Here is a 22,395-nt window from a genome sequence, read left to right on the forward strand (position 1 = left end):
GAAATCACTCGTCCGAGGGACCGTGAGCGACGGGTAGGCGTGCGATGCTCGGGGAACAGCTCGCTTCTGTCACCATCGACGTACTCAGCGTGACGACATTCTCGTAACGGCCCCGAGGCACCCCCTCGAACGACAGATGGGAAACGGACATGGGTCCCCATCCAGCGGTCGCCGCGATACGCCTGGCGGTCCGCCGCGTCCTCCACGACGTACTCGTCGACTCCCCGACCTCCCCGACCTCGCCGACCTCGCAGCCCGCCCCCGCCCCGGCCTTCGCCGCCGGCGCCGTGCCATTGGTACTCGTCGCCTGCTCCGGCGGCGCCGACTCCATGGCGCTCGCCTCCGCCCTCGCCTTCGAAGCCCCCAAGCTCGGGGTGCGCGCCGGAGGGGTCACCGTCGACCACGGTCTCCAGACCGGCTCCGATGTGCGCGCCGCCGAGGTCGCCGAGCGGCTGCGCCTGCTCGGCCTGGAGCCGGTCGAGTCCGTCGCCGTGTCCGTCGGCCGGGAAGGCGGCCCCGAGGCCGCCGCCCGTGACGCGCGCTACGCCGCCCTCGACGCAGCCGCCGAGCGCCACGGCGCGGTCGCCGTGCTGCTCGGCCACACCCGCGACGACCAGGCCGAGACGGTCCTGCTGGGGCTGGCCCGCGGCTCCGGCATCCGCTCGCTGTCCGGCATGGCCCAGGTCTCCGGCGCCGGCGGCCGCTACCGCCGCCCCTTCCTGCGGCTCGACCGGCAGACCGCGCGCCGGGCGTGCCTGGCCCAGTCGCTGCCCGTATGGGACGACCCGCACAACGTGGACCCGGCCTACACCCGCTCCCGGGTCCGCCATGAGGCGCTGCCCGTCCTGGAGAAGGCCCTCGGCAAGGGCGTCGTCGAGGCGCTCGCCCGCACCGCGCAGCTCTCGCGCGACGACGCCGACGCCCTCGACGCCTGGGCGGCCCGGGCGGAGGCGGAGGTGCGCACCGATGTGCGGGCCGCCGTACGGGCCGAGGCCGCCCGCCCCGGCCCCGCTCAGCCCGGCCCCGCTCAGCCCGGTGCCGCACAGCCCGGTGCCGCGCGCCCCGATGCCGCCCTCCACGATGCCGCCGAGCCGGACGCCGTCGAGCTCGACGCCGTCGGGCTGCACGCGCTGCCCCCCGCCGTCCGCCGCCGGGTGCTGCGCCGCGCCGCGATCGCCGCGGGCGCCCCCGCCGGTTCGCTCTTCGCCCGCCACATCGAAGAGGTGGACCGCCTGATCACCGGCTGGCGCGGTCAGCGGGCCCTCAACCTCCCCGGCCGCGTGGAGGTCCGCCGGGAGGGTGGCAGACTGGTCATCCGGCAGGGCTGACCCGCCCAGCCAGTGAAGCCGGTAACCCTAACGAGAGTGGCGCGGGTGGACGACAAGGACATGGGCACCGACCTGAAGTCGGTCCTCATCACCGAGGAAGAGATCAACGCGAAGCTGGCCGAACTGGCCGCGAAGATCGACGCGGAATACGCGGGCAAGGACCTGCTCATCATCGGAGTTCTCAAGGGCGCGGTGATGGTGATGGCGGACCTGGCACGCGCCCTGTCCACCCCGGTCACCATGGACTGGATGGCCGTGTCCTCGTACGGCGCGGGCACCCAGTCCTCCGGCGTGGTCCGCATCCTCAAGGACCTGGACACCGACATCAAGGGCAAGCACGTCCTGATCGTCGAGGACATCATCGACTCCGGTCTGACGCTGTCCTGGCTGCTGTCGAATCTGGGCTCGCGCGAGCCCGCCTCACTGAACGTGTGCACGCTGCTGCGCAAGCCGGAGGCGGCCAAGGTCGCCATCGATGTGAAATGGGTCGGATTCGACATCCCCAACGAGTTCGTCGTCGGCTATGGCCTGGACTACGCGGAGAAGTACCGCAACCTGCCCTTCGTCGGCACGCTCGCCCCGCACGTCTACGGCGGATGACCCCTTCCGGGGCCTCTGGGAACCTGGCGCGGTTTCCCGCCGTTGGAGCAGGGGAAGGCGGATTTGTTAACAGTCCACGGCGGCGTCGGGTGACAATGCTGGGGTACCGTCCGAAGGTCAGTCTTTTTTGAGACTGAGGATTACACAGCTCATACACCGTAAATACACCGCAATACACCGCACGCACAGGCCGCCCCTCCAGGGCTGCCGTGCCTCACTGTGGCAGGAGGGACGGGGCGGCATCGCCCCGTATGGATGGACGTGAAGCGCTACTTCCGTGGGCCGGTCATGTGGATCGTGCTGGCCGTCCTCGCCGTGGTCGTGTTGATGCAGGTCGTCGGCTCGTCCGGCGGCTACAAGTCGGTGGACACCAGCCAGGTCGTCAAGGCGATCAACAGGAACCAGGTCCAGTCCGCCGAGCTGACGACCGGCGACGAGCACAAGATCAAGATCGAGCTCAAGGACAACGTCGCCAAGATCTCGGGCAGCAGCAAGCTCCAGGCCACCTACATCGGTGACCAGGGCCTCGACATTGCCCGGACCTTGCAGGCCAATGCCCAGAAGCAGGGCGGGATCCCGGACGGTTACAACGTCTCGACCTCGAAGCAGAACCCGTTCGTCGGGATTCTGCTGTCGCTGCTCCCGTTCGTGCTGATCGTCGTGGTCTTCCTGTTCCTGATGAATCAGATGCAGGGCGGCGGCTCCCGAGTGATGAACTTCGGCAAGTCGAAGGCCAAGCTGATCACCAAGGACACCCCGAAGACGACGTTCGCGGACGTGGCCGGGGCGGACGAGGCGGTCGAGGAGCTCCACGAGATCAAGGAGTTCCTCCAGGAGCCGGCGAAGTTCCAGGCCGTGGGTGCCAAGATCCCCAAGGGCGTGCTGCTGTACGGCCCGCCCGGCACCGGCAAGACGCTTCTCGCGCGCGCCGTCGCGGGCGAGGCGGGTGTCCCCTTCTACTCGATCTCCGGCTCCGACTTTGTCGAGATGTTCGTGGGTGTGGGTGCCTCCCGCGTCCGCGACCTGTTCGAGCAGGCCAAGGCCAACGCCCCGGCGATCGTCTTCGTCGACGAGATCGACGCCGTCGGCCGCCACCGCGGCGCCGGCATGGGCGGCGGTCACGACGAGCGCGAGCAGACGCTGAACCAGCTGCTGGTCGAGATGGACGGCTTCGACGTGAAGGGCGGCGTCATCCTGATCGCCGCCACCAACCGGCCCGACATCCTGGACCCGGCGCTGCTGCGCCCGGGCCGCTTCGACCGGCAGATCGCCGTCGACCGCCCGGACATGCAGGGCCGTCTGGAGATCCTCAAGGTTCACCAGAAGGGCAAGCCGGTCGCGCCGGACGTCGACCTCTCCGCCGTCGCCCGCCGCACCCCCGGGTTCACCGGTGCCGATCTGTCCAATGTCCTGAACGAGGCCGCTCTGCTGACGGCCCGCAGCGACAAGAAGCTGATCGACAACCACTTCCTGGACGAGGCGATCGACCGCGTCGTGGCCGGCCCGCAGAAGCGGACCCGGATCATGAGCGAGAAGGAAAAGAAGATCACCGCGTACCACGAGGGCGGTCACGCCCTGGTCGCGGCGGCTTCTCCGAACAGCGACCCGGTGCACAAGGTCACCATCCTCTCCCGCGGCCGGGCCCTGGGCTACACCATGGTCCTGCCGGACGAGGACAAGTACTCGACCACGCGCAACGAGATGCTCGACCAGCTCGCCTACATGATGGGCGGCCGCGCCGCCGAGGAGCTCGTCTTCCACGACCCGACCACGGGCGCGTCCAACGACATCGAGAAGGCGACGGCCACGGCCCGTTCAATGGTCACGCAGTACGGCATGACCGAGCGGCTCGGCGCGATCAAGTTCGGCTCCGACAACTCCGAGCCGTTCCTGGGCCGTGAGATGGCTCACCAGCGCGACTACTCCGAAGAGGTCGCCGCGCTGGTCGACGAGGAGGTCAAGAAGCTCATCGAGGCCGCGCACAACGAGGCGTGGGAGATCCTCGTCGAGAACCGCGACGTCCTGGACAACCTGGTCCTGGCGCTGCTGGAGAAGGAGACGCTCAACAAGGAGCAGATCGCCGAGATCTTCGCCCCGATCGTCAAGCGCCCGGCCCGCCCGGCCTGGACCGGCTCCTCGCGGCGTACGCCCTCCACCCGGCCGCCGGTGCTCTCCCCCCGGGAGCTCGCCCCGGCCAATGGCACCCAGCCCCCGTCGGCGGCCGGCCTCGCGAAGGCCACCGCCCCCGAGGACAGTGCGGAGCGCCCGGAAGAGGCCGGACCCGAGAGCTGATCCTCCCGGCCGCCCGGGGCCCCGGCCCCGGCGGCCCGGAGTGGGCCTCGTCGGTCCATACCGGCCCGGAATGTATGCCGCGTTCCCCAGGTTTTAGCCTGGGGGGCGCGGCATCCGCCGTTTTTCAGGTTCCAGGTTCCTGGTTTTCTGGTTTTCCGTGCGCATGAGGAACGAGGCAGCTCCATGACCGACCCCATTTCGCTGGACGGCCAGGGCCCCGTCGGCGTCTTCGACGAGAAGCGCGCCGAGCAGGCGGTCCGTGAGCTGCTCATCGCCGTCGGCGAGGACCCGGACCGGGAGGGGCTGCGGGAGACGCCGGGGCGGGTCGCCCGCGCGTACCGGGAGATATTCTCCGGGCTGTGGCAGAAGCCCGAGGAGGTCCTGACCACGACCTTCGACCTGGGCCATGACGAGATGGTGCTGGTGAAGGACATCGAGGTGATGTCCTCCTGCGAGCACCACCTGGTGCCCTTCGTCGGCGTCGCCCACGTCGGCTATATCCCGTCCAACGACGGCAAGATCACCGGGCTGTCCAAGCTGGCCCGGCTCGTCGATGTCTTCGCCCGCCGCCCGCAGGTCCAGGAGCGGCTGACCACACAGATCGCCGACTCGCTGATGCGGATCCTGGAGCCGCGCGGAGTGATCGTGGTGGTGGAGTGCGAGCACATGTGCATGACCATGCGCGGGGTGCGCAAGCCGGGTGCCAAGACGCTCACCTCGGCCGTGCGCGGCCAGCTGCGCGACCCGGCCACCCGCGCCGAGGCGATGAGCCTCATCATGGCGCGCTAGGCCCAGCCGGCGCCCTGAGGGCTCGGCTCAGGCTCGGGCGGCCGCGCCCGGGCCGTTTCCGGTGTCGTCGTCCTCGGGCAGTTTGCAGACCCGCTCCAGGAAGAACGCGGCGGCCACCACGGCCGCCCCCGCCAGCACCGAGGCGCCCGCGTAGATCGCCTGGTCCTTGCGGGCGGGCACATCGAACTGCTCCATCAGCAGAAAGACCCCGACGCCGCCGTACATCCCCGAGACCAGCGCCGCCACCAGCGCGCTCGCCTGGCCGAAGACCAACGCCCGGGCGGCCACCAGCGGGTCGACGCCCTTGGCGCCGGGCCGGCGCTCGCGCTGGGCGCGCAGCCGGGACCGCAGGGACAGGGCGGTCGCGGTCAGCACGACCGCGATCAGGGCCAGCACGATCGGCGCGGCCACCGGCACGCTCGGCAGCGAACCCACTGTGTCCCAGAGCCGGGAGCCCGCCCATGACACCACGCCGGCCGCGGCGAACAGCCCGACCAGGAGCCTGATCCGAAGTTGCCTCACCGAGCGGTCGCCCCTCAAGTCGTACGTGGACGCGACGTCGTACGCCATCGCGCCGGAATCTACGGGATCAACGTCTATTCGGGGAGCCGCAGTTCCAGGTCCGCCCGCGGCTGTACGCCCTCCCGGCCCACCCGGGCCAGCAGCCCCGAGACCGCCCCGAGCCCCGGGACCTCGGCCGCCGGGTCCACATCGTGCCAGGGGACGAGCACAAAGGCGCGCTCGTGGGCGCGGGGGTGCGGCAGGGTGAGCACCGGGTCGTCGGAGATCACGTCCTGGTACGTGACGATGTCCACGTCCAGCGTCCGGGGGCCCCAGCGCTCGTCGCGCACCCGCTCGAAGGCCTCCTCGATGGCGTGTCCCCGCTCCAGCAGCGAGGACGGCGGCAGCGTGGTCTTGATCAGCACCACCGCGTTGAAATACGACGGCTGGGCGCCGGGGTCCACGCCCCACGGCTCGGTCTCGTACACCGGGGAGACCGCCTTGACCCGCAGGCCCGGGGTGTCCTCCAGCGCGTCGATCGCGCCCTGAAGGGTCTCCAGGCGGTTGCCCAGATTGCTGCCGAGCCCGATCACCGCCCATTTGGGGTTCGACAACGTCACATCGGCCGCGTCCACCCGCTCCACGACGGAGGCCGGTACGGGCTGCACGGTCGGGTCGCTGCTGCTCATCATGGACGGCTCCGGGTGATGGTGATGGTCACGTCGTCGAAGGGCACGGTGATCGGGGCCTCCGGCTTGTGCACCACGACCTCGACCTCCTGAACCAGCTCGTGCTTGAGGCACCGCTCGGCGATCCGGTCGGCGAGGGTCTCGATCAGGGCGACCGGCTCCCCCTCCACCACCGCCACGACCTCCTCGGCCACCTCGCCGTAGTGGACGGTCCTGGTCAGGTCGTCGGTGGCCGCGGCGGGCCGGGTGTCCAGGCCGAGCACCAGGTCCACGACGAAGGTCTGGCCCTCCTCGCGCTCATGGGGAAAAACCCCGTGATGCCCGCGGGCCTTCAGGCCGCGCAGCGCGACACGATCCACCCGAATCACTCCTGCTGTCGTCGGTCGGGGTGCGTCCGATCTGCCTGGAACGCACCACCTGTCCCCCGCCGTCGGCGGGGGCACCTCCTTCGAATCTACCTGCGAGCAAGGACAGCACTCGCTCACGGGGGGCCGTGGCGCGCGCTCCCCGAGCCCCCGCGCGAGTTCCCCCTACCCGTCCATGCCGCACCTCGAACGAGCGCACCACTGGCGGGTGAGCCGAAAAAACCGGTGAGGCGAAAAAGGGGTGAACTCAGGGCAGAAGTCGGTCCGGGCCGTCGTCCAGGCCGTCGTCCGGGCCCTCGGCGTCGGCCGCGGCATCGTTCTCGTCGCGCTCCGCCAGCACCGGCGATCCGTGGTGCGCCCACACCTTCCAGCCGTCCCCGGTCCTCCGGAAGACGTTCGTGGCCACCACCAGCTGCCCCACCAGCGGGCCCAGCTGGCCCTCCTCCTCCGCCGGGGCGCCGCTGAGGATGTTCTCCGTGCAGGTCACCATCGCGGTGTCGGCCATGACCGACACCTCCACATCCGTCAGAAAGAACTGGATGTAGTCGGTGTTCGCCATGATCAGCGCATAGGAGCGGAGCACCTCGCCGCGCCCGCGCAGCACCGGCCAGCCCGGGTGCACACAGGAGACCTCGGTGGCCGGGTCGTCGAGCCACAGCCGCGACATCGCCCCGTGGTCGCCCTGCTCCATGGCCTCGTACAGCGCGGTGTTGGCGAGTGCCACCCGCTCGTTGTCGGTCAGGGAAGTCACACCGCTCCCGCCGTGTCCGCCGCCTCGATGGCCCGTGCCACGCGCACCGCGTCGGCGCTCGCGTGCACCTCGTGCACCCGCACCGCCCACGCGCCCTCCCGGGCCGCGATCGCCGAGACGGCCGCCGTCGCCGCGTCCCGCTCCCGGGCGGGGGGCGGGCTGCCGCCGTCCCTGGCCAGTACGCGCCCCAGGAACCGCTTCCGCGAGGCCGCGACCAGCAGCGGCCGCCCCAGCTCCCGCAGCGCGCCCAGCCGGGCGACGAGCGCCAGGTCGTGCTCGGCGTCCTTCGCGAAGCCGAGGCCGGGGTCGATCACGATCCGCTCCGGGTCGATGCCGCCGGCCACCGCCCGCTCCAGGCTCGCCCGCAGCTCCGCGACGACCTCGCCGACCACGTCGCCGTAGACCGCGCGGTTGTTCATGTCGATCGACTGGCCGCGCCAGTGCATCACCACGAAGGGCACCCGGGCGGCGGCCACCACAGGGATCATCGCCGGGTCGGCACCGCCCCCGCTCACGTCGTTGACCAGCCGCGCCCCGGCCTCGACCGCCCGCTCGGCGACCGAGGCCCGCATGGTGTCCACGCTGACCACCAGCCCCGCGGTGGCCAGCCCGCGCACTACCGGGACGACCCGCCGCAGCTCCTCGGCCTCGTCGACGCGGGGTGCGCCCGGCCGGGTCGACTCGCCGCCGACGTCCACCAGATCCGCTCCGGCCGCGGCCAGCTCCAGACCGTGCTTGACGGCCAACTCGGTGTCGAACCACTGACCGCCGTCCGAGAACGAGTCGGGCGTGACGTTGACCACGCCCATCACCGCGCACCGGTCCCACTCCGGCAGTCCGGCCACCCGCCCCCGTCCACGCAACGTCCTCATGCACCCCAGACTAGGCGTACCCGGACCAGCCGCCTCGCCCGCCCGGGGCGCGTCACGCGGCCTGCTCCAGGTGGCCGTGCGCGGTGGCCCGGGACTGGTGCGCGCAGGGCCTCGGCTCGGCGCGCCGCCCGCGGCGCAGCAGCCGGGGCAGGGCCAGCGACACAAAGCCCTCGGCCTGCATCGCCGCCAGGCCGATGCGCGGCAGGTCGCGCGTATGGCGGAAGACCACGAAGCGCGGCTCCCAGCGCGGCTGGAACTTGGCGTTGAACTTGTACAGCGACTCGATCTGGAACCAGCGCGACAGGAACACCAGCAGCGCCCGCCAGCCGCGCAGCACCGGGCCCGCGCCCAGCTTCTCGCCGCGCGCCAGCGCCGAGCGGAACATCGCGAAGTTCAACGACACCCGGGTGACCCCGAGCCCCCCGGCGGCCTGGAGCGAGGCCACGATCAGCAGCTCGTTCATGCCCGGGTCGGCGCTGCGGTCGCGCCGCATGAGGTCCAGCGACATCCCGTCCCGGCCCCATGGCACGAAGTGCAGCACGGCCTTGAGGTCTCCGTACGGGCCGGGCTCGGCGCCCTCCTCGGGGGCCTTGTGGGCGGTGGCGATGACCGAGTCCCCGTCCGCCGGGTCGCCGATCCGGCCCAGCGCCATGGAGAAGCCGCGCTCGGTGTCGGTGCCCCGCCAGTCCGCGGCGGCCTTCCGGATGGCCGCCAGCTCCTCCTCGCTCAGATCGGCGGCGCGCCGCACCCGGGTCTCGTATCCGGCCCGCTCGATGCGCTTGACCATCTGGCGGACGTTGCGCATGGCGCGTCCGGACAGGGTGAAGTCCGCGACGTCCACGATCGCCTCGTCGCCGAGCTCCAGCGCGTCGAGACCGGTCTCCCGGGTCCACACCTCGCCGCCGGTCTCGCTGCACCCCATGACCGCCGGGGTCCAGGAGTGGGCCCGCGCCTCCTCCATGAAGCGGGCGATGGCGCCCGGCCAGGCCTCCACGTCGCCGACCGGGTCGCCGCTGGCGAGCATCACACCGGAGACGACGCGGTAGCAGACCGCGGCCTTGCCGCTCGGCGAGAAGACCACGCCCTTGTCGCGGCGGAGCGCGAAGTGGCCCAGCGAGTCGCGGCGCCCGTGCGCGGTAAGCAGTTCGCGCAGCCGCTCCTCGTCCTGGGCGGTCAGCCGGGCGGCGGGGTGCTCGGGGCGGAAGGCGAGGTAGGCGGTGGTGGCGACGGTCAGCAGGCCGAGCGCGCCGAGGGAGTAGCCGACGGTGTAGTCCGTGCCGTCCCGGTAGTTGACGGGCCCCTCGAAGCCGATCAGCCCCCACAGCACATGGTCCAGCTGCTGGCCGAACGACGGACGGCCCACCACGTCGTCGGGATCCGCACGTACGATCAGCAACCCGATCCCGACGCTCACCGCGCCCAGCACCACGAAGTTGGCCAGCGCCATCCAGCGGCTGCGCGGGTCCGGCAGCGCCGCGAACTCCTCCCGGTAGCGGATCATGACGCCCAGGAGCACCAGCGAGAGCACCGTCCCGCCTATCGAGTGGCGGTACAGCAGCTGGGCGGCCGCGCCGACGGGCAGCAGACCCACGGCGGCGACCCAGGCGCGTCGCTTGCGCCGCTTCAGGCCGTGGGCCAGCATCAGCAGCAGCAGGCCGACCACGATGGACGCGGCGGCGGCCAGCGAGCTCACCGCACCCGGCAGTACGTCGGCGAGGGCGTGCACCCTGCTGTAGCGGACGCGTGGGAAGACGATGTTCAGCAGCCCGATCAGCGTGCAGGCGGTGCCGACCGCGGTCGGCACCGCCTCCGGCCGGGGTCCGCGCGGCCGCCTCCGCGGACGGGAGGCAACCCTTCCGGACTTTTCGGCATCTTGACTGTCAGACATCCGCTTTCCCGTCGCTCCGGTCATGAGAACCGTCTCTCTGACGCAGCATCTGGACATTTTGCGCCTAGCAAGACGGCGATTGGCGGGGCGGGGTTCCATCGCGGCAGGGGGAGCCGGCCGCCCGGCAGAAAGATAGTGATGGGTCTTACGAGCAACAACGTCGTGATGCTGTCGGTCGTCGCGTCGGTGCTGCTGTTCGGCACCACGGTATGGCTCTGGCCCCGGCTCGCCCGGCGCGGAGTGGCCCCGGTCCTCGGCCGGATCGGCATTCTGCTGGTCACCCAGGTCTCGCTGTTCGCCGCGCTCGGCCTGTTCGCCAACCAGTCCTTCGGCTTCTACGGCTCCTGGTCGGACCTGTTCGGCACCGAGACCACGCCGGGCGTGGTGGTCAACCATGACGCCGCGGGCAACACCCGGGTACAGGTCACCGACATACGGAAGATGAACATCACCGGAAACTCCTCACCGGCCGTCGCCGGGCGGATCGAAAAGGTCACCATCAAGGGGCCGCAGTCCGGGCTGGGCAGCCAGGCGTATGTCTATCTGCCGCCGGAGTACTTCCGGCCGGAGTACTCCGGACGCGACTTCCCGGCCACGCTGGTGCTGACCGGGTACCCCGGCACCACCGAGGCACTCATCAACGGGCTGAAATACCCTCAGAACGCCCATAAACTGGTCAAAGACGGCAGGATGCAGCCGATGGTCCTGGTGATGCTGCGTCCGACCATCGCCCCGCCGCGCGACACCGAGTGCATCGACGTGCCGGGCGGCCCGCAGACCGAGACATTCTTCACCCAGGACGTGCCGACCGCGGTGGAGGGCCACTACCGGGTGGGCAAGCGCGCCCGCAACTGGGGCGTCATCGGGAATTCCACCGGCGGCTACTGCGCGTTGAAGATGGCCATGCGCCACCCCGAGACCTTCTCCGCCGCGGCCGGGCTCTCCCCCTCGTACAAGTCCCCGATCGACGCGACCACCGGCGATCTGTTCGGCGGCAGCAAGCGGCTGGAACGGGAGAACGACCTGATGTGGCGGCTGGACCACCTGCCCGCCCCGCCGGTGTCCCTGCTGGTCTCCAGCAGCGAGCACGGTGAGAAGAACTACAACGACACCGTGAAGTTCATCGAGAAGGTCAAGGAGGTCAACGGGCGGGGCGAGCCCACCAGGATCTCCTCCATCATCCTGAAGAGCGGCGGCCACAACTTCAACACCTGGAAGCGCGAGGTGCCCAGCGCGCTGGAGTGGCTGGGCGGCCGCCTCAGCGACCGCTGAGCCACCCCCGCGTCACGCGTCGGCGACCGTCTGAAGCTCCACCTCCGCCCGGGCGATACCGCCCGCGTCGGCGTCGATCGAGCGGCGCAGCGCCTCATGGAGGCGGGCGGGGGTGAGCACCCCGAGGAAGCGGTCGTCGTCGAGGACCGCTATCCAGCCCGCGTCGTGCTGAAGCATCGTGCTGAACGCCTGCTTGAGCGAGGAACCGACCGGAAGCCACGCCTCCATGTGGCGGGCGTGGTCCCGTACGGTCCCGGGCGCACCCGGCTTCTCCGCCGCGTCCGCCGCGTCCGCCGGGATCCAGCCGTGCAGCCGGTCCTCGTCGTCCAGGACGACGGCCCAGCGCGCCCCCTCGCCCGACAGCCGGGCGGCGGCCTTCGCCAGCGGGTCGTCCAGGTGGACCACCGGGGGCTGTTCGAGGTCGCCCGGCTCGATCGGCGTCACCGACAGCCGCTTGAGGCCGCGGTCCGCGCCGACGAAGTCCGCGACGTACGGCGTGGCGGGCGCGCCCAGCACCGAAGCGGGCGTGTCGAACTGCTCGATCCGCCCCGTCCCGTACACCGCGATGCGGTCGCCGAGCCGGACCGCCTCCTCGATGTCGTGCGTCACCAGCAGCACCGTCTTGCGCACCTGGGACTGAAGCCGCAGAAACTCGCTCTGGAGCCGCTCGCGCACCACCGGGTCCACGGCCCCGAACGGCTCGTCCATCAGCAGCACCGGCGGGTCGGCCGCCAGCGCCCGGGCCACGCCGACCCGCTGGCGCTGGCCGCCGGAGAGCTGGTCGGGGTAGCGGTCGCCGTAGACGGACGGGTCGAGGCCGACCAGGTCGAGGAGTTCGGCGGCGCGGTCCCGGCCCTTCTTGCGCTGCCAGCCCAGCAGCGCCGGGACGGTGGCGGTGTTTTCCAGCACGGTCTTGTGCGGGAAGAGGCCGACCTGCTGGATGACATAGCCGATGCGGCGCCGCAGCTTCACCGGGTCGACCGCGGCGATGTCCTCGCCGTCCAGGAAGATCCGGCCCGAGGTCGGCTCGATGAGGCGGTTGACCATCTTCATGGTCGTGGTCTTGCCGCAGCCCGAGGGTCCGACGAGCGTGACCAGCTCGCCTTCCGCGACCTCGAAGGACAGATCGTCCACGGCCGTCGTGCCGTCGGCGTAGCGCTTGGTGACGTTCTCGAAGCGGATCACGCCCCCCATTGTGGCCGCATTCCGGGTTTGAATTGTTGCTGTTGTGTGGCGAGCCGACGAGATTGTCGGTGCCCGGGGTTAGGGTCGCCAGGTCACCGGAAACTGACGGGGAGGTGACCGTGTGGCCGGGCAGAGCTGCCTGATCAGCAACGACTGGATCTGCGGGGAATATGTACGGACGCGAAGTCAGGAGCTGACGGACGCGACGGTCCAGCATGTGTGGATCACGGTGGCGTCGGTCGCCATCGGTTTCGTGGTCGCCTTTCCACTGGCGCTGCTGGCCCGCAGATGGCGGTCCGTGGCGGGCCCGGTGCTGGGGCTGACGACGATTCTCTATACGGTGCCCTCGCTGGCGATGTTCTCCCTGCTGCTGCCCTTCTTCGGGATCTCGGCCGCGGTGGTGATCACCGGCCTGGTGCTCTACTCGCTCACGATCCTGGTGCGCAACATCATGGCCGGTCTCGCCTCGGTGCCCGAGGAGGCCCGCGAGGCGGCCCGCGGCATGGGCTACGGCCCGGTGCGTCTGCTGCTCGGCGTGGAGCTGCCGCTCGCGCTGCCCGCCCTGATGGCGGGCCTGCGGATCACCACCGTCTCCACCATCTCGCTCACCACGGTCGGCGCGATCGTCGGTTACGGCGGCCTCGGCAACCTCATCTACGAGGGCATGCAGAGCTTCTTCAAGGCCCAGGTGCTCACCGCGTCGGTGCTGTGCGTGGCCCTGGCGGTCGCGGCGGATGTGCTGCTGCTCGCCCTCCAGCGGCTGCTGACGCCCTGGGCGCGGGGCGGGGCGAAGAAGGCGCGCAAACAGGCGCGGAGGCAGGGGCGGAAGAGCGGGCCTGAGGCGCGGCAGAAGGCGAGGACGGCCTGATGGGGGTCATCGGCGAGGCCTGGTCGTGGCTGGCCACCGGGTCGCACTGGTCGGGAGTCGACGGCGTCTGGCACCGGCTCGGCGAGCATCTTTATCTCACCTTCGTCTGTCTGGCGATCTCGTGCGCGATCGCCCTGCCGGTAGCCGTCGTGCTGGGCCATATCGGCAGGGGCGGCGCTCTCGCGGTCAACATCTCCAACGCGGGCCGGGCGGTGCCCACCTTCGCGGTGCTGGTCCTGCTGCTGCTCAGCCCGCTGGGCACACACGGCGACTGGCCCACCGTCATAGCGCTGGTGCTGTTCGCCATCCCGCCGCTGCTCACCAACGCCTACGTCGGGATGCGCGAGGCGGACCGCGAGGTCGTCGAGGCGGCGCGCGGCATGGGGATGACGGGCGGCCAGCTGGTCGCCCGGGTCGAGCTGCCGCTCGCCTTCCCGATGATCATGACCGGGGTGCGCTCGGCGGCCGTGCAGGTGGTGGCCACCGCGACGCTCGCGGCGCTGCCCGGCGGCGGCGGGCTCGGCCGGATCATCACGGCGGGCTTCCGGGTCACCGACACCGCCCAGGTGGTGGCCGGGGCGGTGCTGGTCGCGGCCCTCGCGCTGATGGTCGAGGGCGTGTTCGTCGGCCTGCAATGGCTGCTGGACCCGATGCGCCGCAGGCGCGGCCGGGCGGCGGCCGCGGAGCCGCGCCCGCCCGCGGGCCAGGCGTCGAAGACGCCGGCGCTGACCGGCGTGGCCGGCCCGCCGTCGTGAACGGGCACACGGTCCACCGCGATGTTCACCGCGATGTTCACGGCGATGTCCGCGGAGATGTGGGCGCGCTGAATATTCGTGACGTCTCATGCCGTCGCATGTCATCTATGGATATGGATAGGGAATCCCAATGAGCAAGATCTTCCGAGTGGCCGGGGCCGCCGCGACCGTCGCGGCGCTGGCGGCCGGCCTCACCGCGTGCGGCGGCGGCGACAGCCTGGAGAAGAAGAGCGAGGACTCGGTGGTGGTCGGGTCGGCCGGCTTCACCGAGTCGAAGATCCTGGCGGCGCTCTACGTGGGGCTGCTGGAGGACGCCGGCTATAAGACGTCGATCAAGACCATCGCCACCCGCGAACTGTACGAACCCGCTCTGGAGAAGGGCGAGATCGATGTCGTTCCGGAGTACGCGGCCACCATGGCCGAATATCTGAATCTGAAGAAGGACAAGAATGCCAAGCCCGTCGCGTCCCCGGACGTCGACGCCACGGTGAAGGCGCTCCGCGAACTCGCCGAGCCCCGCGGCCTGAAGGTGCTCGAGCCCGGTGACGCCGTCGACCAGAACGCCTTCGCGGTGCGCAAGGACTTCGCTTCGGAGCACGGCCTCAAGACGCTCTCCGACCTCGGAAAGTCCAAGCAGAAGATCAAGTTGGCGGCGGGCGACGAATGCCCCAAGCGCCCCTTCTGCCAGCCCGGCCTGGAGAAGACGTACGGGATAGACATCACCGGCATCGACTCCCTGGATATCGGCACCGTCCAGGCCAAGCAGGCGGTCAAGGACGGCAAGGACCAGATGGTGCTGGTCACGACCACGGACGCCACCCTCGGCCAGTTCGGCCTCGTCCTGCTGGAGGACGACAAGAAACTCCAGAATGCCGACAACGTCCTGCCCGTCGTGAATGCGAAGTCCGCGGGCTCGAAGAAGATCGCTGACGCGCTCAACAAGCTCAACAAGGTGCTGACCACCGCTGATCTCACCGAACTCAACAAGAAGGTGGACGCGGAGCGGCTCAAGGCGTCCGACGTCGCCGAGGACTACCTGAAGGAGAAGGGACTCGTGAAGGGCTAGTCCCGTGAAGAACTGGTGAAACGCGGGACGCGGATGGGGTATTGGCGGGGCCCGGCGGGCACTTCTCGGACCTATCGGCGGCGGTTCGATGGCGGAACCGTGGCGGATCCATCTCGGATCCATCACAGATCGGCCCGGAATTTGGCGGGGCGGGGCCCCATGTGAGCCGCCCGCACGGTAAGTTTCGGCCCATGCCACGTGGACGCCACCGCCATTCCCCACCGCTGCACAGGCTACTTCCCGCTACATCGGTCGCAGCAGCGTCAATAGCGTGTGCCGCCGGTGCCTGGCTGGTCGGCGATACGGTCGTGATCCGTGGCCTTGCCGCGACCGCGGCCGCCGCCGCGGTGGTCGGCGCCGTCCTGATGCGCAGTTGGGACCGCGCCGCCGGGCGGCGGGTCGCCGAGGTCGCGAGCGAGAGCGCGCGGCAGGAGCTGAAGTACGAGGACCGGATCGCCGAACTCGAGGCGGCCGCCGACAAGAACACCGAGCTCCAGACCGCGCTCAACAGCAAGCTGCGCACCAAGCGGGCCGAGCTGGCCCGGCTGCGCAATGAGCACGCCGCGCTGCTGCGCCGCTACGCCACGGCCGAGACGGAGCGCGCCAGGGCCCTGGAGGGCCGCCGCCGGCTGGAGCTGGAGGCCACGTCCCCGGCCAAGGAGCTGGAGGCCAGGCCGCCGGCCCCCGAGGCCCCGGCCATCGGCGCCTCGGTGGCCGATGCCCCGACCGCCGAGGCCTACGCGCGGGCCGATGAGGCGATGCGTCACCTGCTGCACAATGCGCGCAGGCAGCGCGAGGAGCGGGAAGAGCGGGAAGAACGCGAGGAGCGTGAGAAGCGCGAGGAGCGGGGACGGGTGCCGCGCCAGCCGCGGGCCGAGGACCGGTTGACCGAGGACGGACCGGCTGATGACCGGCCGGCCGAGTACCGTCCGGCCGCGGCGCCCGTAGCGGAGGAACCGCCCGCCGAGGAGCCCGCGGCCGAGGACCGGACCGCCGAGGACCGGACCGCCGAGGACCGGACCGCCGAGGACCGGACCGCCGAGGACCGGCCCGCCGAGGACCGGCCCGCCGGTGAGCACCCGGCCGTGGAGCACCCGGTCGGTGAGCCCCGGCCCCACGCCCGTACGGCGGCCTCCGCGGTCGTGCCGTACGCCGCCGCGCGGCGCGCCGCCTCCCGCTCGGAGGGCGGCTTCGACTACTTCGGCACGCAGAAGAAGCAGCAGCCCAAGAAGCGGCAGCCGGAGCCCGTCGGACCCGCCGCCGAGTCGCCCGCGCCGGCCGAGGCCGACTCCGAGCCCGTCGAGCCGGAGCCCGCCAAGGCCGTTGAGCCCACCGAGCCCGCCAAGGCCGCCAAGCCTGCCGGGCGCCCGGCGGAGGCGGCGTCGGACGAGGATCTCGCCGACGTGATCGGCGCGGAGACGCTCGCGGAGGCCGGGAAGGGCGAGGTCGGCGAGGTCATCGACCTGACCGCGCACGACGAGGACGAGCACATCGACATCCCCGAGCTGCGCAGCGCGATCTCGTAGGGCCGCGTCGACTCCTCGCCGATTATTTGTCGATGTCGCCGACGACGAAGAAGAGCGAGCCGAGGATGGCCACCATGTCGGCCACCAGCGTGCCCGGCAGCAGCTCGGTCAGCGCCTGGATGTTGTTGTACGACGCCGACCGCAGCTTCAGCCGGTACGGCGTCTTCTCGCCCTTCGAGACCAGGTAGTAGCCGTTGATGCCCAGCGGGTTCTCGGTCCAGGCGTAGGTGTGGCCCTCGGGCGCCTTGAGCACCTTGGGCAGCCGCTGGTTGATCGGCCCCGGCGGGAGCTCGGCGATCCGGTCGAGGCAGGCGTCCGCCAGCTCGAGGGAGTTGTGCGTCTGCTCCAGCAGGCACTCGAAGCGGGCCAGGCAGTCGCCCTCCTCGCGGACGACGACCTTCAGGGTGTCCCGCAGCTCTCCGTATGCCAGATACGGCTCGTCGCGCCGCAGATCGAAGTCGACGCCCGAGGCGCGGGCGATGGGCCCGCTGACCCCGTAGGCGTGCACCGTCTCGCGCGCCAGCGCGCCCACCCCGCGGGTGCGCCCCCGGAAGATCTCGTTGCCGAGCACCAGCTGGTCGTAGACGTCCATGCGCGAGCGGACCTCGGCCACCGCCTGGCGCGCCCGGCCGAGCCAGCCCGCGGGCAGGTCCTCCTTGAGTCCGCCGACCCGGTTGAACATGTAGTGCATCCGGCCGCCGGAGACCTCCTCCATGACGTGCTGAAGGTCCTCGCGCTCGCGGAACGCGTAGAAGATCGGGGTGATGCCGCCCAGCTCCAGGGGGTACGAGCCCAGGAACATCAGGTGGTTGAGCACCCGGTTCAGCTCGGCCAGCAGGGTGCGCGTCCACACCGCGCGCTCCGGCACCTCCATGCCCAGCATCCGCTCGACGGCGAGGACGACGCCCAGCTCGTTGGAGAAGGCGGAGAGCCAGTCGTGACGGTTGGCGAGCATGATGATCTGGCGGTAGTCCCGCACCTCGAACAGCTTCTCCGCGCCGCGGTGCATATACCCGATCACCGGCTCGGCGTGCTGGATCCGCTCCCCGTCCAGGACGAGCCGCAGCCGCAGCACGCCGTGGGTGGACGGGTGCTGCGGGCCGATGTTGAGCACCATGTCGGTGCTCTCCGCGGCACCGCCGATGCCGACTGTCGTCTCCGTCATGGGCCCAGTCTCTCAGCCCCGCCGCCTCTCAGTCCTGGTCGCCCGGGGTCGGCAGCCCGCCGCACGCCGGGACCGTCGGCTGGAGCAGCCAGGTGAAGCCGCCGAGGCCCGCCGGGTCCAGCAGCTCCGCCGCCTCGCCCGCCCCGCTCAGCGCGCGGATGTACGCCGCCGGGTCGCTCGACGCCAGGGCGAGCGGCGGCCGCCGCCCGTCGACCCCGAGGGCGCGCAGCGCGTCGCGCTGGGGGAGGGCAACAGGGTCGAGCACGGAATCCGCGAGCGGGGAATCCCCAAGCGCGCGATGTGCTGCCGCGCCCCGCAGGGCGGACGCGCCCGCCGCCGCGCACGCGTCGAGCGCCACATGGGAGGTCAGATCGCAGGAGCCGTCCGGCACGGGCCGCACCTCACGCCCCTCGCGGAAGCCGGCCAGCGTCCCGAACAGGGGCCGCGCCCCGCGCTCATGCGCGTAGTCGACGGCGACCGCGAGCCCCGACCGCACGGCCCGCACCGCCTCCGCCCACGCCTCGTCCCGCGGCCGGCCGATCTCCGCCCGCAGCCCCGGCTCGTGCCCCACGGGCGGCCACCAGCGGGCCAGCCAGTCCGCGTCCGCGCCGCCGACCGGCCCGCCCAGCCGTTCGGCGCCGTCCTCGGGAGCGACCAGGACCCGGCGCCAGGCGCCGTCCGCGTCGGTCTCGGCGACGTCGACGGGGACGTTGTCGAGCCATTCGTTGGCGAAGAGGAGGCCTTCGACGCCGCCGGACGGCAGTTCACCAAGGTCCCCGAGCCAGCCGATCCGGGGGTCGAGGCCGGGCGGGCGCGGCGCGCGCTCCACGGCGTACGGGCGCAACCGCTCGCCGAGCCGGGGGCCAGGCCGGGCGGGCAGGTCCGCCACGCACCCGAGCACGCCGGTCAGCAGCTCGCCCCGTCCCGCGCCCATGTCCACCAGGGCCAGCTCGTCCGGGTGGCCCAGCGCCCGGTCCACCCGGCCCAGCAGCTCGGCGACCGCCCTCGCGTACCGATGCGAAGCATGCACCGATGTACGGAAATGCCCGGCCGGTCCTTCCGTACGCCGGAAGAACCCTTCCGGACCGTAGAGTGCATGTTCGGTGGCGGCACGCCACCCCAGCCAATTCCGCGTCTCGCTCGCCACAGGACCACGCTAAACGGAGCCGGTATCCACCTTGGGTCGTAGGGCGGCGGCTCACGGATCGCCCGTCCGGCTGACGGCCGGACGTATCCACCATGCCTACGCTGGGTGACGTGCAGCGCCTCTACGACTTTCTCCGCAGGCACCCGACAGGGGTGGACGGCTTCTGGGCCGTCTTTCTCTTCGGCTTCTCGCTCCTGTGGTTCACCAGGGCGCCCATGCACCCTGTGCCGCGCGTGGTGGCCGTGCCGATCGTCTTCGCGCTGTGCGCCGCCGTCGCGCTGCGCCGCCGCGCCCCCGAGAAGGTGCTGATCCTCGTCACCGCGTGCGGGCTGACGCAGGTCGCGCTCGATGTGGCGGTGAACCCCTCGGACTTCGCGATGCTGGTCGTCGCGTACACGGCGGCGGCCGAGGGCGATCGCCGGGCGTCCCGCTTCGCGCTGATCGCCGCCCTGGCCGCGCCGGTCATCGCCACCATCCGCTGGCCGGGTCCGGAGCATCGGACCTGGTTCGGCGGGGCCGTCGCCGTGGTCTTCTCCGTCATTCCGTTCCTCCTGGCCTGGGTGCTCGGTGACTCCATCCGCACCCGCCGCGCCTACTACGCCCAGCTGGAGGAGCGCGCCGCGCGCCTGGAGAAGGAGCGCGAGGCGCAGGCGAAGGTGGCGGTGGCCGCCGAGCGGGCGCGGATCGCGCGCGAGCTGCACGATGTCGTGGCTCACAACGTGTCGGTGATGGTGGTCCAGGCCGATGGCGCCGCGTATGTCATGGACGCCGCCCCCGACCAGGCCAGGCAGGCCCTGGAGACGATCTCCGGCACCGGCCGCCAGGCGCTCGCCGAGATGCGGCGGCTGCTGGGCGTGCTGCGCTCGGGGGCGCCGAGCGACGACAGCGACTATGTGCCGCAGCCGGATGTGGAACAGATAGACGACCTCGTGGAGCAGGTGCGCGGCGCCGGCCTGCCGGTGGACTTCAAGATCGTGGGCAGCCCGCGCCCGCTGCCCAGCGGCGTCGAGCTGACCGCCTACCGCATCGTGCAGGAAGCGCTCACCAACACCCGCAAGCACGGCGGCCCGGACGTCGGCGCCAGCGTGCGGCTGACCTACTTCGACGACGGGCTCGGCCTCCTCGTGGAGGACGACGGGCGGGGTGCGCGGCACGAGACGTACAAGGACGGCGGGGCGGACGGCCAGGGGCACGGCCTGATCGGGATGCGGGAGCGGGTCGGCATGGTGGGGGGCACCCTCGACGCGGGCCCCCGGCCGGGCGGCGGCTTCCGGATCAGCGCCCTGCTGCCGCTCAAGCCGACCGGCTGAGTGGCTGAGCGGCACGGCCGCGGAGTCCGGTCGGCCCAGTCAGTACTGTCACGCTCGCGGTGAGCGTGCACCGAGACGCCGTTCACGAAGTAGCCGCTCACCGAAAGCCCGCTCACCGAGAGCCGCTCGCTGAGGGAACCAAGGGAAGGGACCCGACCGGATGTCCATCCGCGTCATGCTCGTCGACGACCAAGCGCTGCTGCGCGCCGGCTTCCGGATGGTGCTCGCGGCCCAGCCCGACATGGAGGTCGTCGCCGAGGCGGGCGATGGCGCGGAGGCCCTGGAGGTGCTGCGCACCGCCGAGGTGGACGTCGTCCTCATGGACGTCCGGATGCCCAGGCTCGACGGGGTGGAGGCGACCCGCCGGATCTGCGCGCAGCCGGACGCGCCCAAGGTGCTCATCCTGACCACCTTCGACCTCGACGAGTACGCCTTCTCGGCCCTCAAGGCCGGGGCGGGCGGCTTCATGCTCAAGGACGTGCCGCCCGGTGAGCTGCTCGCCGCGATCCGCGCCGTGCACAGCGGTGACGCGGTCGTCGCCCCCAGCACCACCCGCCGTCTGCTGGACCGCTTCGCGCCGATGCTGCCGGGCGCGGGCGGCAACGGGCCCGGCGGCTCGGCCCGCCCGGAGCTGGAGCGGCTGACCGACCGCGAGAGGGAGGTCATGCTGCTGGTCGCGCAGGGGCTGTCGAACGGCGAGATAGCGGCGCGCCTGGTGCTCTCCGAGGCGACCGTCAAGACGCATGTGGGCCGCATCCTCACCAAGCTGGAGCTGCGCGACCGGGTGCAGGTGGTGGTGCTGGCGTACGAGTCGGGGCTGGTACGGGCCCAGGGCCCGGGCGGCGGCCCCCGGCTCTGACGCCCGGCTGCCGTGCGGGTGCCGCTACCTCAGGACGCTCTCCAGGAAGTCGCTGCCCAGCCGGGCCACCGTCGACAGCTCCAGCTGATGCAACACGTACCGGCCGCGGCGGCGGGTGGTCAGCAGCCCCGCCTTCTTCATGACGGCGATGTGCCGGGAGACCTCCGGCGGGGTGATGCCGCAGCCGTCCGCCAGCTCGCCGGTGGTGTGCGGGCCGCGGGCCAGGGAGCGGCACAGGCGCATCCGCATCGGGTGGGCCAGCGCCTCCATCCTGCGCTGGACCAGCTCCAGCGCGGCGGGCGGCGGCAGGTCCGGGGCCGCGATCGGGTACTGGATCACCGGGCGCCGGCCGGGCGCGTACACCACGAGCAGATGCGGCCAGCCGAAGGTGGTCGGGATGAGGGTGACCCCGTGGCCCGCGGCCGTCGTCTCGCCCCCGGCGAGCTTGTCGACGAGGATGCGCCGTACGCCGCCTTCGTCCGGCGTCACGGACAGCGCGGCCGAGGTCGCCGCCAGCGCCTCACCGAGCCCCTTGTGCCGCAGCAGCTCCGCCTTGTGGCGGGCGTCGGCGGCCAGCTGGATCCGTACCCGCTGCCAGGTGTCCGCGAAGAACGCCCGGTCGCAGTCCTCCAGCAGGCGGCGCAGCCAGATCCGCAGCCCGTCCGGGTCCTCCAGCATCCGGTTGACGAACGCGGCCTGCTTCGGCCCACGGGCCGAGGCCATCTCCCGCGCCCGCGCCCGCTCGCCCGCGTCGACCAGCGGCGACGGCACGGGCTGTCCGTACGAGGAGCAGGCGATCTCGAAGGCCGCCGCCACGAACGTCTCGTCGTCGATCCGGTCCAGCGCGTCCAGATCCTCCGCGAGCGTCGCCCCGGGCTCGGCGGGCAGCAGCAGATCGGAGCGGGAGGAGCGCCACAGGAAGTCCGCCTCGTGGAGCCGGTCGGCGAGGTCCGGCTTGAGGCCCGAGGCCGTGGCGGTGGCCCAGCCGTGCAGCCCCGGGTGGTGGCCGGGCTCGGACAGCACATGCAGCGCGGCGCCCAGCTCGGCGAGCGGGGAGGGGCTGAAGACGATGCGCTCGGGCGGCAGCCCGGTGATGTCGATGACGTTGGCCATGCCCCTATGGTGCGGTCCGCGTCGGCGGTCTCCGGCGTCGCTTGACGGCGATCG

21 protein-coding genes are annotated in these 22,395 nt (G+C 71.6%); 11 read left to right on the forward strand and 10 right to left on the reverse strand.

All coding sequences use genetic code 11. The features are described 5' to 3' along the window. Nucleotides 1-149 precede the first annotated feature (149 nt). From tilS to folE, 4 genes are all read left to right on the forward strand, one after another. Complete coding sequence (tilS, locus tag ABTY62_RS26540) at nt 150-1,328, forward strand: tRNA lysidine(34) synthetase TilS (RefSeq protein WP_352131925.1); 1,179 nt, start codon at nt 150-152, stop codon at nt 1,326-1,328. 60 nt (nt 1,329-1,388) lie between these two features. Beyond that, nucleotides 1,389-1,928 (forward strand): hypoxanthine phosphoribosyltransferase, encoded by a 540-nt coding sequence (hpt, locus tag ABTY62_RS26545; protein WP_311727226.1) that lies wholly within the window; start codon nt 1,389-1,391, stop codon nt 1,926-1,928. Between the two features lie 255 nt (nt 1,929-2,183). Continuing rightward, complete coding sequence (gene ftsH / locus ABTY62_RS26550; protein WP_352131926.1) at nt 2,184-4,220, forward strand: ATP-dependent zinc metalloprotease FtsH; 2,037 nt, start codon at nt 2,184-2,186, stop codon at nt 4,218-4,220. 183 nt (nt 4,221-4,403) lie between these two features. Next, nucleotides 4,404-5,009, forward strand: a complete 606-nt coding sequence (gene folE / locus ABTY62_RS26555) for a GTP cyclohydrolase I FolE (protein WP_352131927.1) — start codon at nt 4,404-4,406, stop codon at nt 5,007-5,009. A 27-nt stretch (nt 5,010-5,036) separates the two neighbouring features. On the opposite strand, the gene ABTY62_RS26560 is transcribed toward folE, so the two are convergent. From ABTY62_RS26560 to ABTY62_RS26585, 6 genes are all read right to left on the reverse strand, one after another. Then, nucleotides 5,037-5,531, reverse strand: a complete 495-nt coding sequence (locus tag ABTY62_RS26560) for a DUF3180 domain-containing protein (RefSeq protein ID WP_352131972.1) — start codon at nt 5,529-5,531, stop codon at nt 5,037-5,039. Between the two features lie 74 nt (nt 5,532-5,605). Next, nucleotides 5,606-6,199: a 2-amino-4-hydroxy-6-hydroxymethyldihydropteridine diphosphokinase gene (folK, locus tag ABTY62_RS26565; protein ID WP_352131973.1), complete on the reverse strand. Its 594-nt coding sequence runs from the start codon at nt 6,197-6,199 to the stop codon at nt 5,606-5,608. After that, complete coding sequence (gene folB, locus ABTY62_RS26570) at nt 6,199-6,558, reverse strand: dihydroneopterin aldolase (protein ID WP_352131928.1); 360 nt, start codon at nt 6,556-6,558, stop codon at nt 6,199-6,201. Before folB ends, folK begins: the two co-directional genes overlap by 1 nt. Before the next feature lie 253 nt (nt 6,559-6,811). Continuing rightward, nucleotides 6,812-7,315 (reverse strand): nuclear transport factor 2 family protein, encoded by a 504-nt coding sequence (locus ABTY62_RS26575; RefSeq protein WP_352131929.1) that lies wholly within the window; start codon nt 7,313-7,315, stop codon nt 6,812-6,814. Then, nucleotides 7,312-8,187: a dihydropteroate synthase gene (gene folP / locus ABTY62_RS26580; protein ID WP_352131930.1), complete on the reverse strand. Its 876-nt coding sequence runs from the start codon at nt 8,185-8,187 to the stop codon at nt 7,312-7,314. Before folP ends, ABTY62_RS26575 begins: the two co-directional genes overlap by 4 nt. Before the next feature lie 52 nt (nt 8,188-8,239). Further along, a complete protein-coding gene (locus ABTY62_RS26585) occupies nt 8,240-10,075 on the reverse strand; it encodes a phosphatidylglycerol lysyltransferase domain-containing protein (RefSeq protein ID WP_352131931.1) in 1,836 nt (611 codons plus the stop codon). Nucleotides 10,076-10,213: 138 nt separating this feature from the next. On the opposite strand from ABTY62_RS26585, the gene ABTY62_RS26590 reads away from it, so the two are divergent. After that, nucleotides 10,214-11,347: an alpha/beta hydrolase gene (locus tag ABTY62_RS26590; protein ID WP_352131932.1), complete on the forward strand. Its 1,134-nt coding sequence runs from the start codon at nt 10,214-10,216 to the stop codon at nt 11,345-11,347. 12 nt (nt 11,348-11,359) lie between these two features. Here the strand turns inward: ABTY62_RS26590 and ABTY62_RS26595 are convergent, their stop codons facing one another. Then, entirely contained in the window at nt 11,360-12,532 is a 1,173-nt protein-coding gene (locus ABTY62_RS26595; protein WP_352131933.1) for an ABC transporter ATP-binding protein, read from the reverse strand. A gap of 121 nt (nt 12,533-12,653) precedes the next feature. On the opposite strand from ABTY62_RS26595, the gene ABTY62_RS26600 reads away from it, so the two are divergent. From ABTY62_RS26600 to ABTY62_RS26615, 4 genes are all read left to right on the forward strand, one after another. Beyond that, on the forward strand, nt 12,654-13,400 hold the full coding sequence (locus tag ABTY62_RS26600; protein WP_352131934.1) for an ABC transporter permease: 747 nt from the start codon (nt 12,654-12,656) through the stop codon (nt 13,398-13,400). Then, nucleotides 13,400-14,155, forward strand: coding sequence for an ABC transporter permease (locus ABTY62_RS26605; protein ID WP_352131935.1), 756 nt, complete (start codon nt 13,400-13,402; stop codon nt 14,153-14,155). Before ABTY62_RS26600 ends, ABTY62_RS26605 begins: the two co-directional genes overlap by 1 nt. A gap of 130 nt (nt 14,156-14,285) precedes the next feature. Next, entirely contained in the window at nt 14,286-15,221 is a 936-nt protein-coding gene (locus ABTY62_RS26610; protein ID WP_352131936.1) for an ABC transporter substrate-binding protein, read from the forward strand. A gap of 308 nt (nt 15,222-15,529) precedes the next feature. Then, nucleotides 15,530-16,747: a hypothetical protein gene (locus ABTY62_RS26615; RefSeq protein ID WP_352131937.1), complete on the forward strand. Its 1,218-nt coding sequence runs from the start codon at nt 15,530-15,532 to the stop codon at nt 16,745-16,747. Nucleotides 16,748-16,769: 22 nt separating this feature from the next. Here ABTY62_RS26615 and ABTY62_RS26620 read toward each other — a convergent pair whose 3' ends face one another. Then, complete coding sequence (locus tag ABTY62_RS26620; RefSeq protein WP_352131938.1) at nt 16,770-17,912, reverse strand: NADH-quinone oxidoreductase subunit D; 1,143 nt, start codon at nt 17,910-17,912, stop codon at nt 16,770-16,772. Between the two features lie 28 nt (nt 17,913-17,940). Continuing rightward, a complete protein-coding gene (locus ABTY62_RS26625) occupies nt 17,941-19,059 on the reverse strand; it encodes an SAM-dependent methyltransferase (RefSeq protein WP_352131939.1) in 1,119 nt (372 codons plus the stop codon). A gap of 110 nt (nt 19,060-19,169) precedes the next feature. Between ABTY62_RS26625 and ABTY62_RS26630 the strand changes: the two genes are divergently transcribed. Both ABTY62_RS26630 and ABTY62_RS26635 read left to right on the forward strand, forming a co-directional pair. Then, nucleotides 19,170-20,369, forward strand: a complete 1,200-nt coding sequence (locus ABTY62_RS26630; protein ID WP_352131940.1) for a sensor histidine kinase — start codon at nt 19,170-19,172, stop codon at nt 20,367-20,369. Nucleotides 20,370-20,529: 160 nt separating this feature from the next. After that, the gene (locus ABTY62_RS26635; protein ID WP_352131941.1) at nt 20,530-21,228 is read left to right on the forward strand and encodes a response regulator transcription factor; all 699 of its coding nucleotides are present in this window, start codon (nt 20,530-20,532) and stop codon (nt 21,226-21,228) included. A gap of 24 nt (nt 21,229-21,252) precedes the next feature. On the opposite strand, the gene ABTY62_RS26640 is transcribed toward ABTY62_RS26635, so the two are convergent. Next, on the reverse strand, nt 21,253-22,341 hold the full coding sequence (locus ABTY62_RS26640; protein WP_352131942.1) for a DUF5937 family protein: 1,089 nt from the start codon (nt 22,339-22,341) through the stop codon (nt 21,253-21,255). Nucleotides 22,342-22,395: the final 54 nt, after the last annotated feature.

It is taken from the genome of Streptomyces sp. NPDC097640 (assembly GCF_040302705.1).
Lineage (GTDB): Bacteria > Actinomycetota > Actinomycetes > Streptomycetales > Streptomycetaceae > Streptomyces.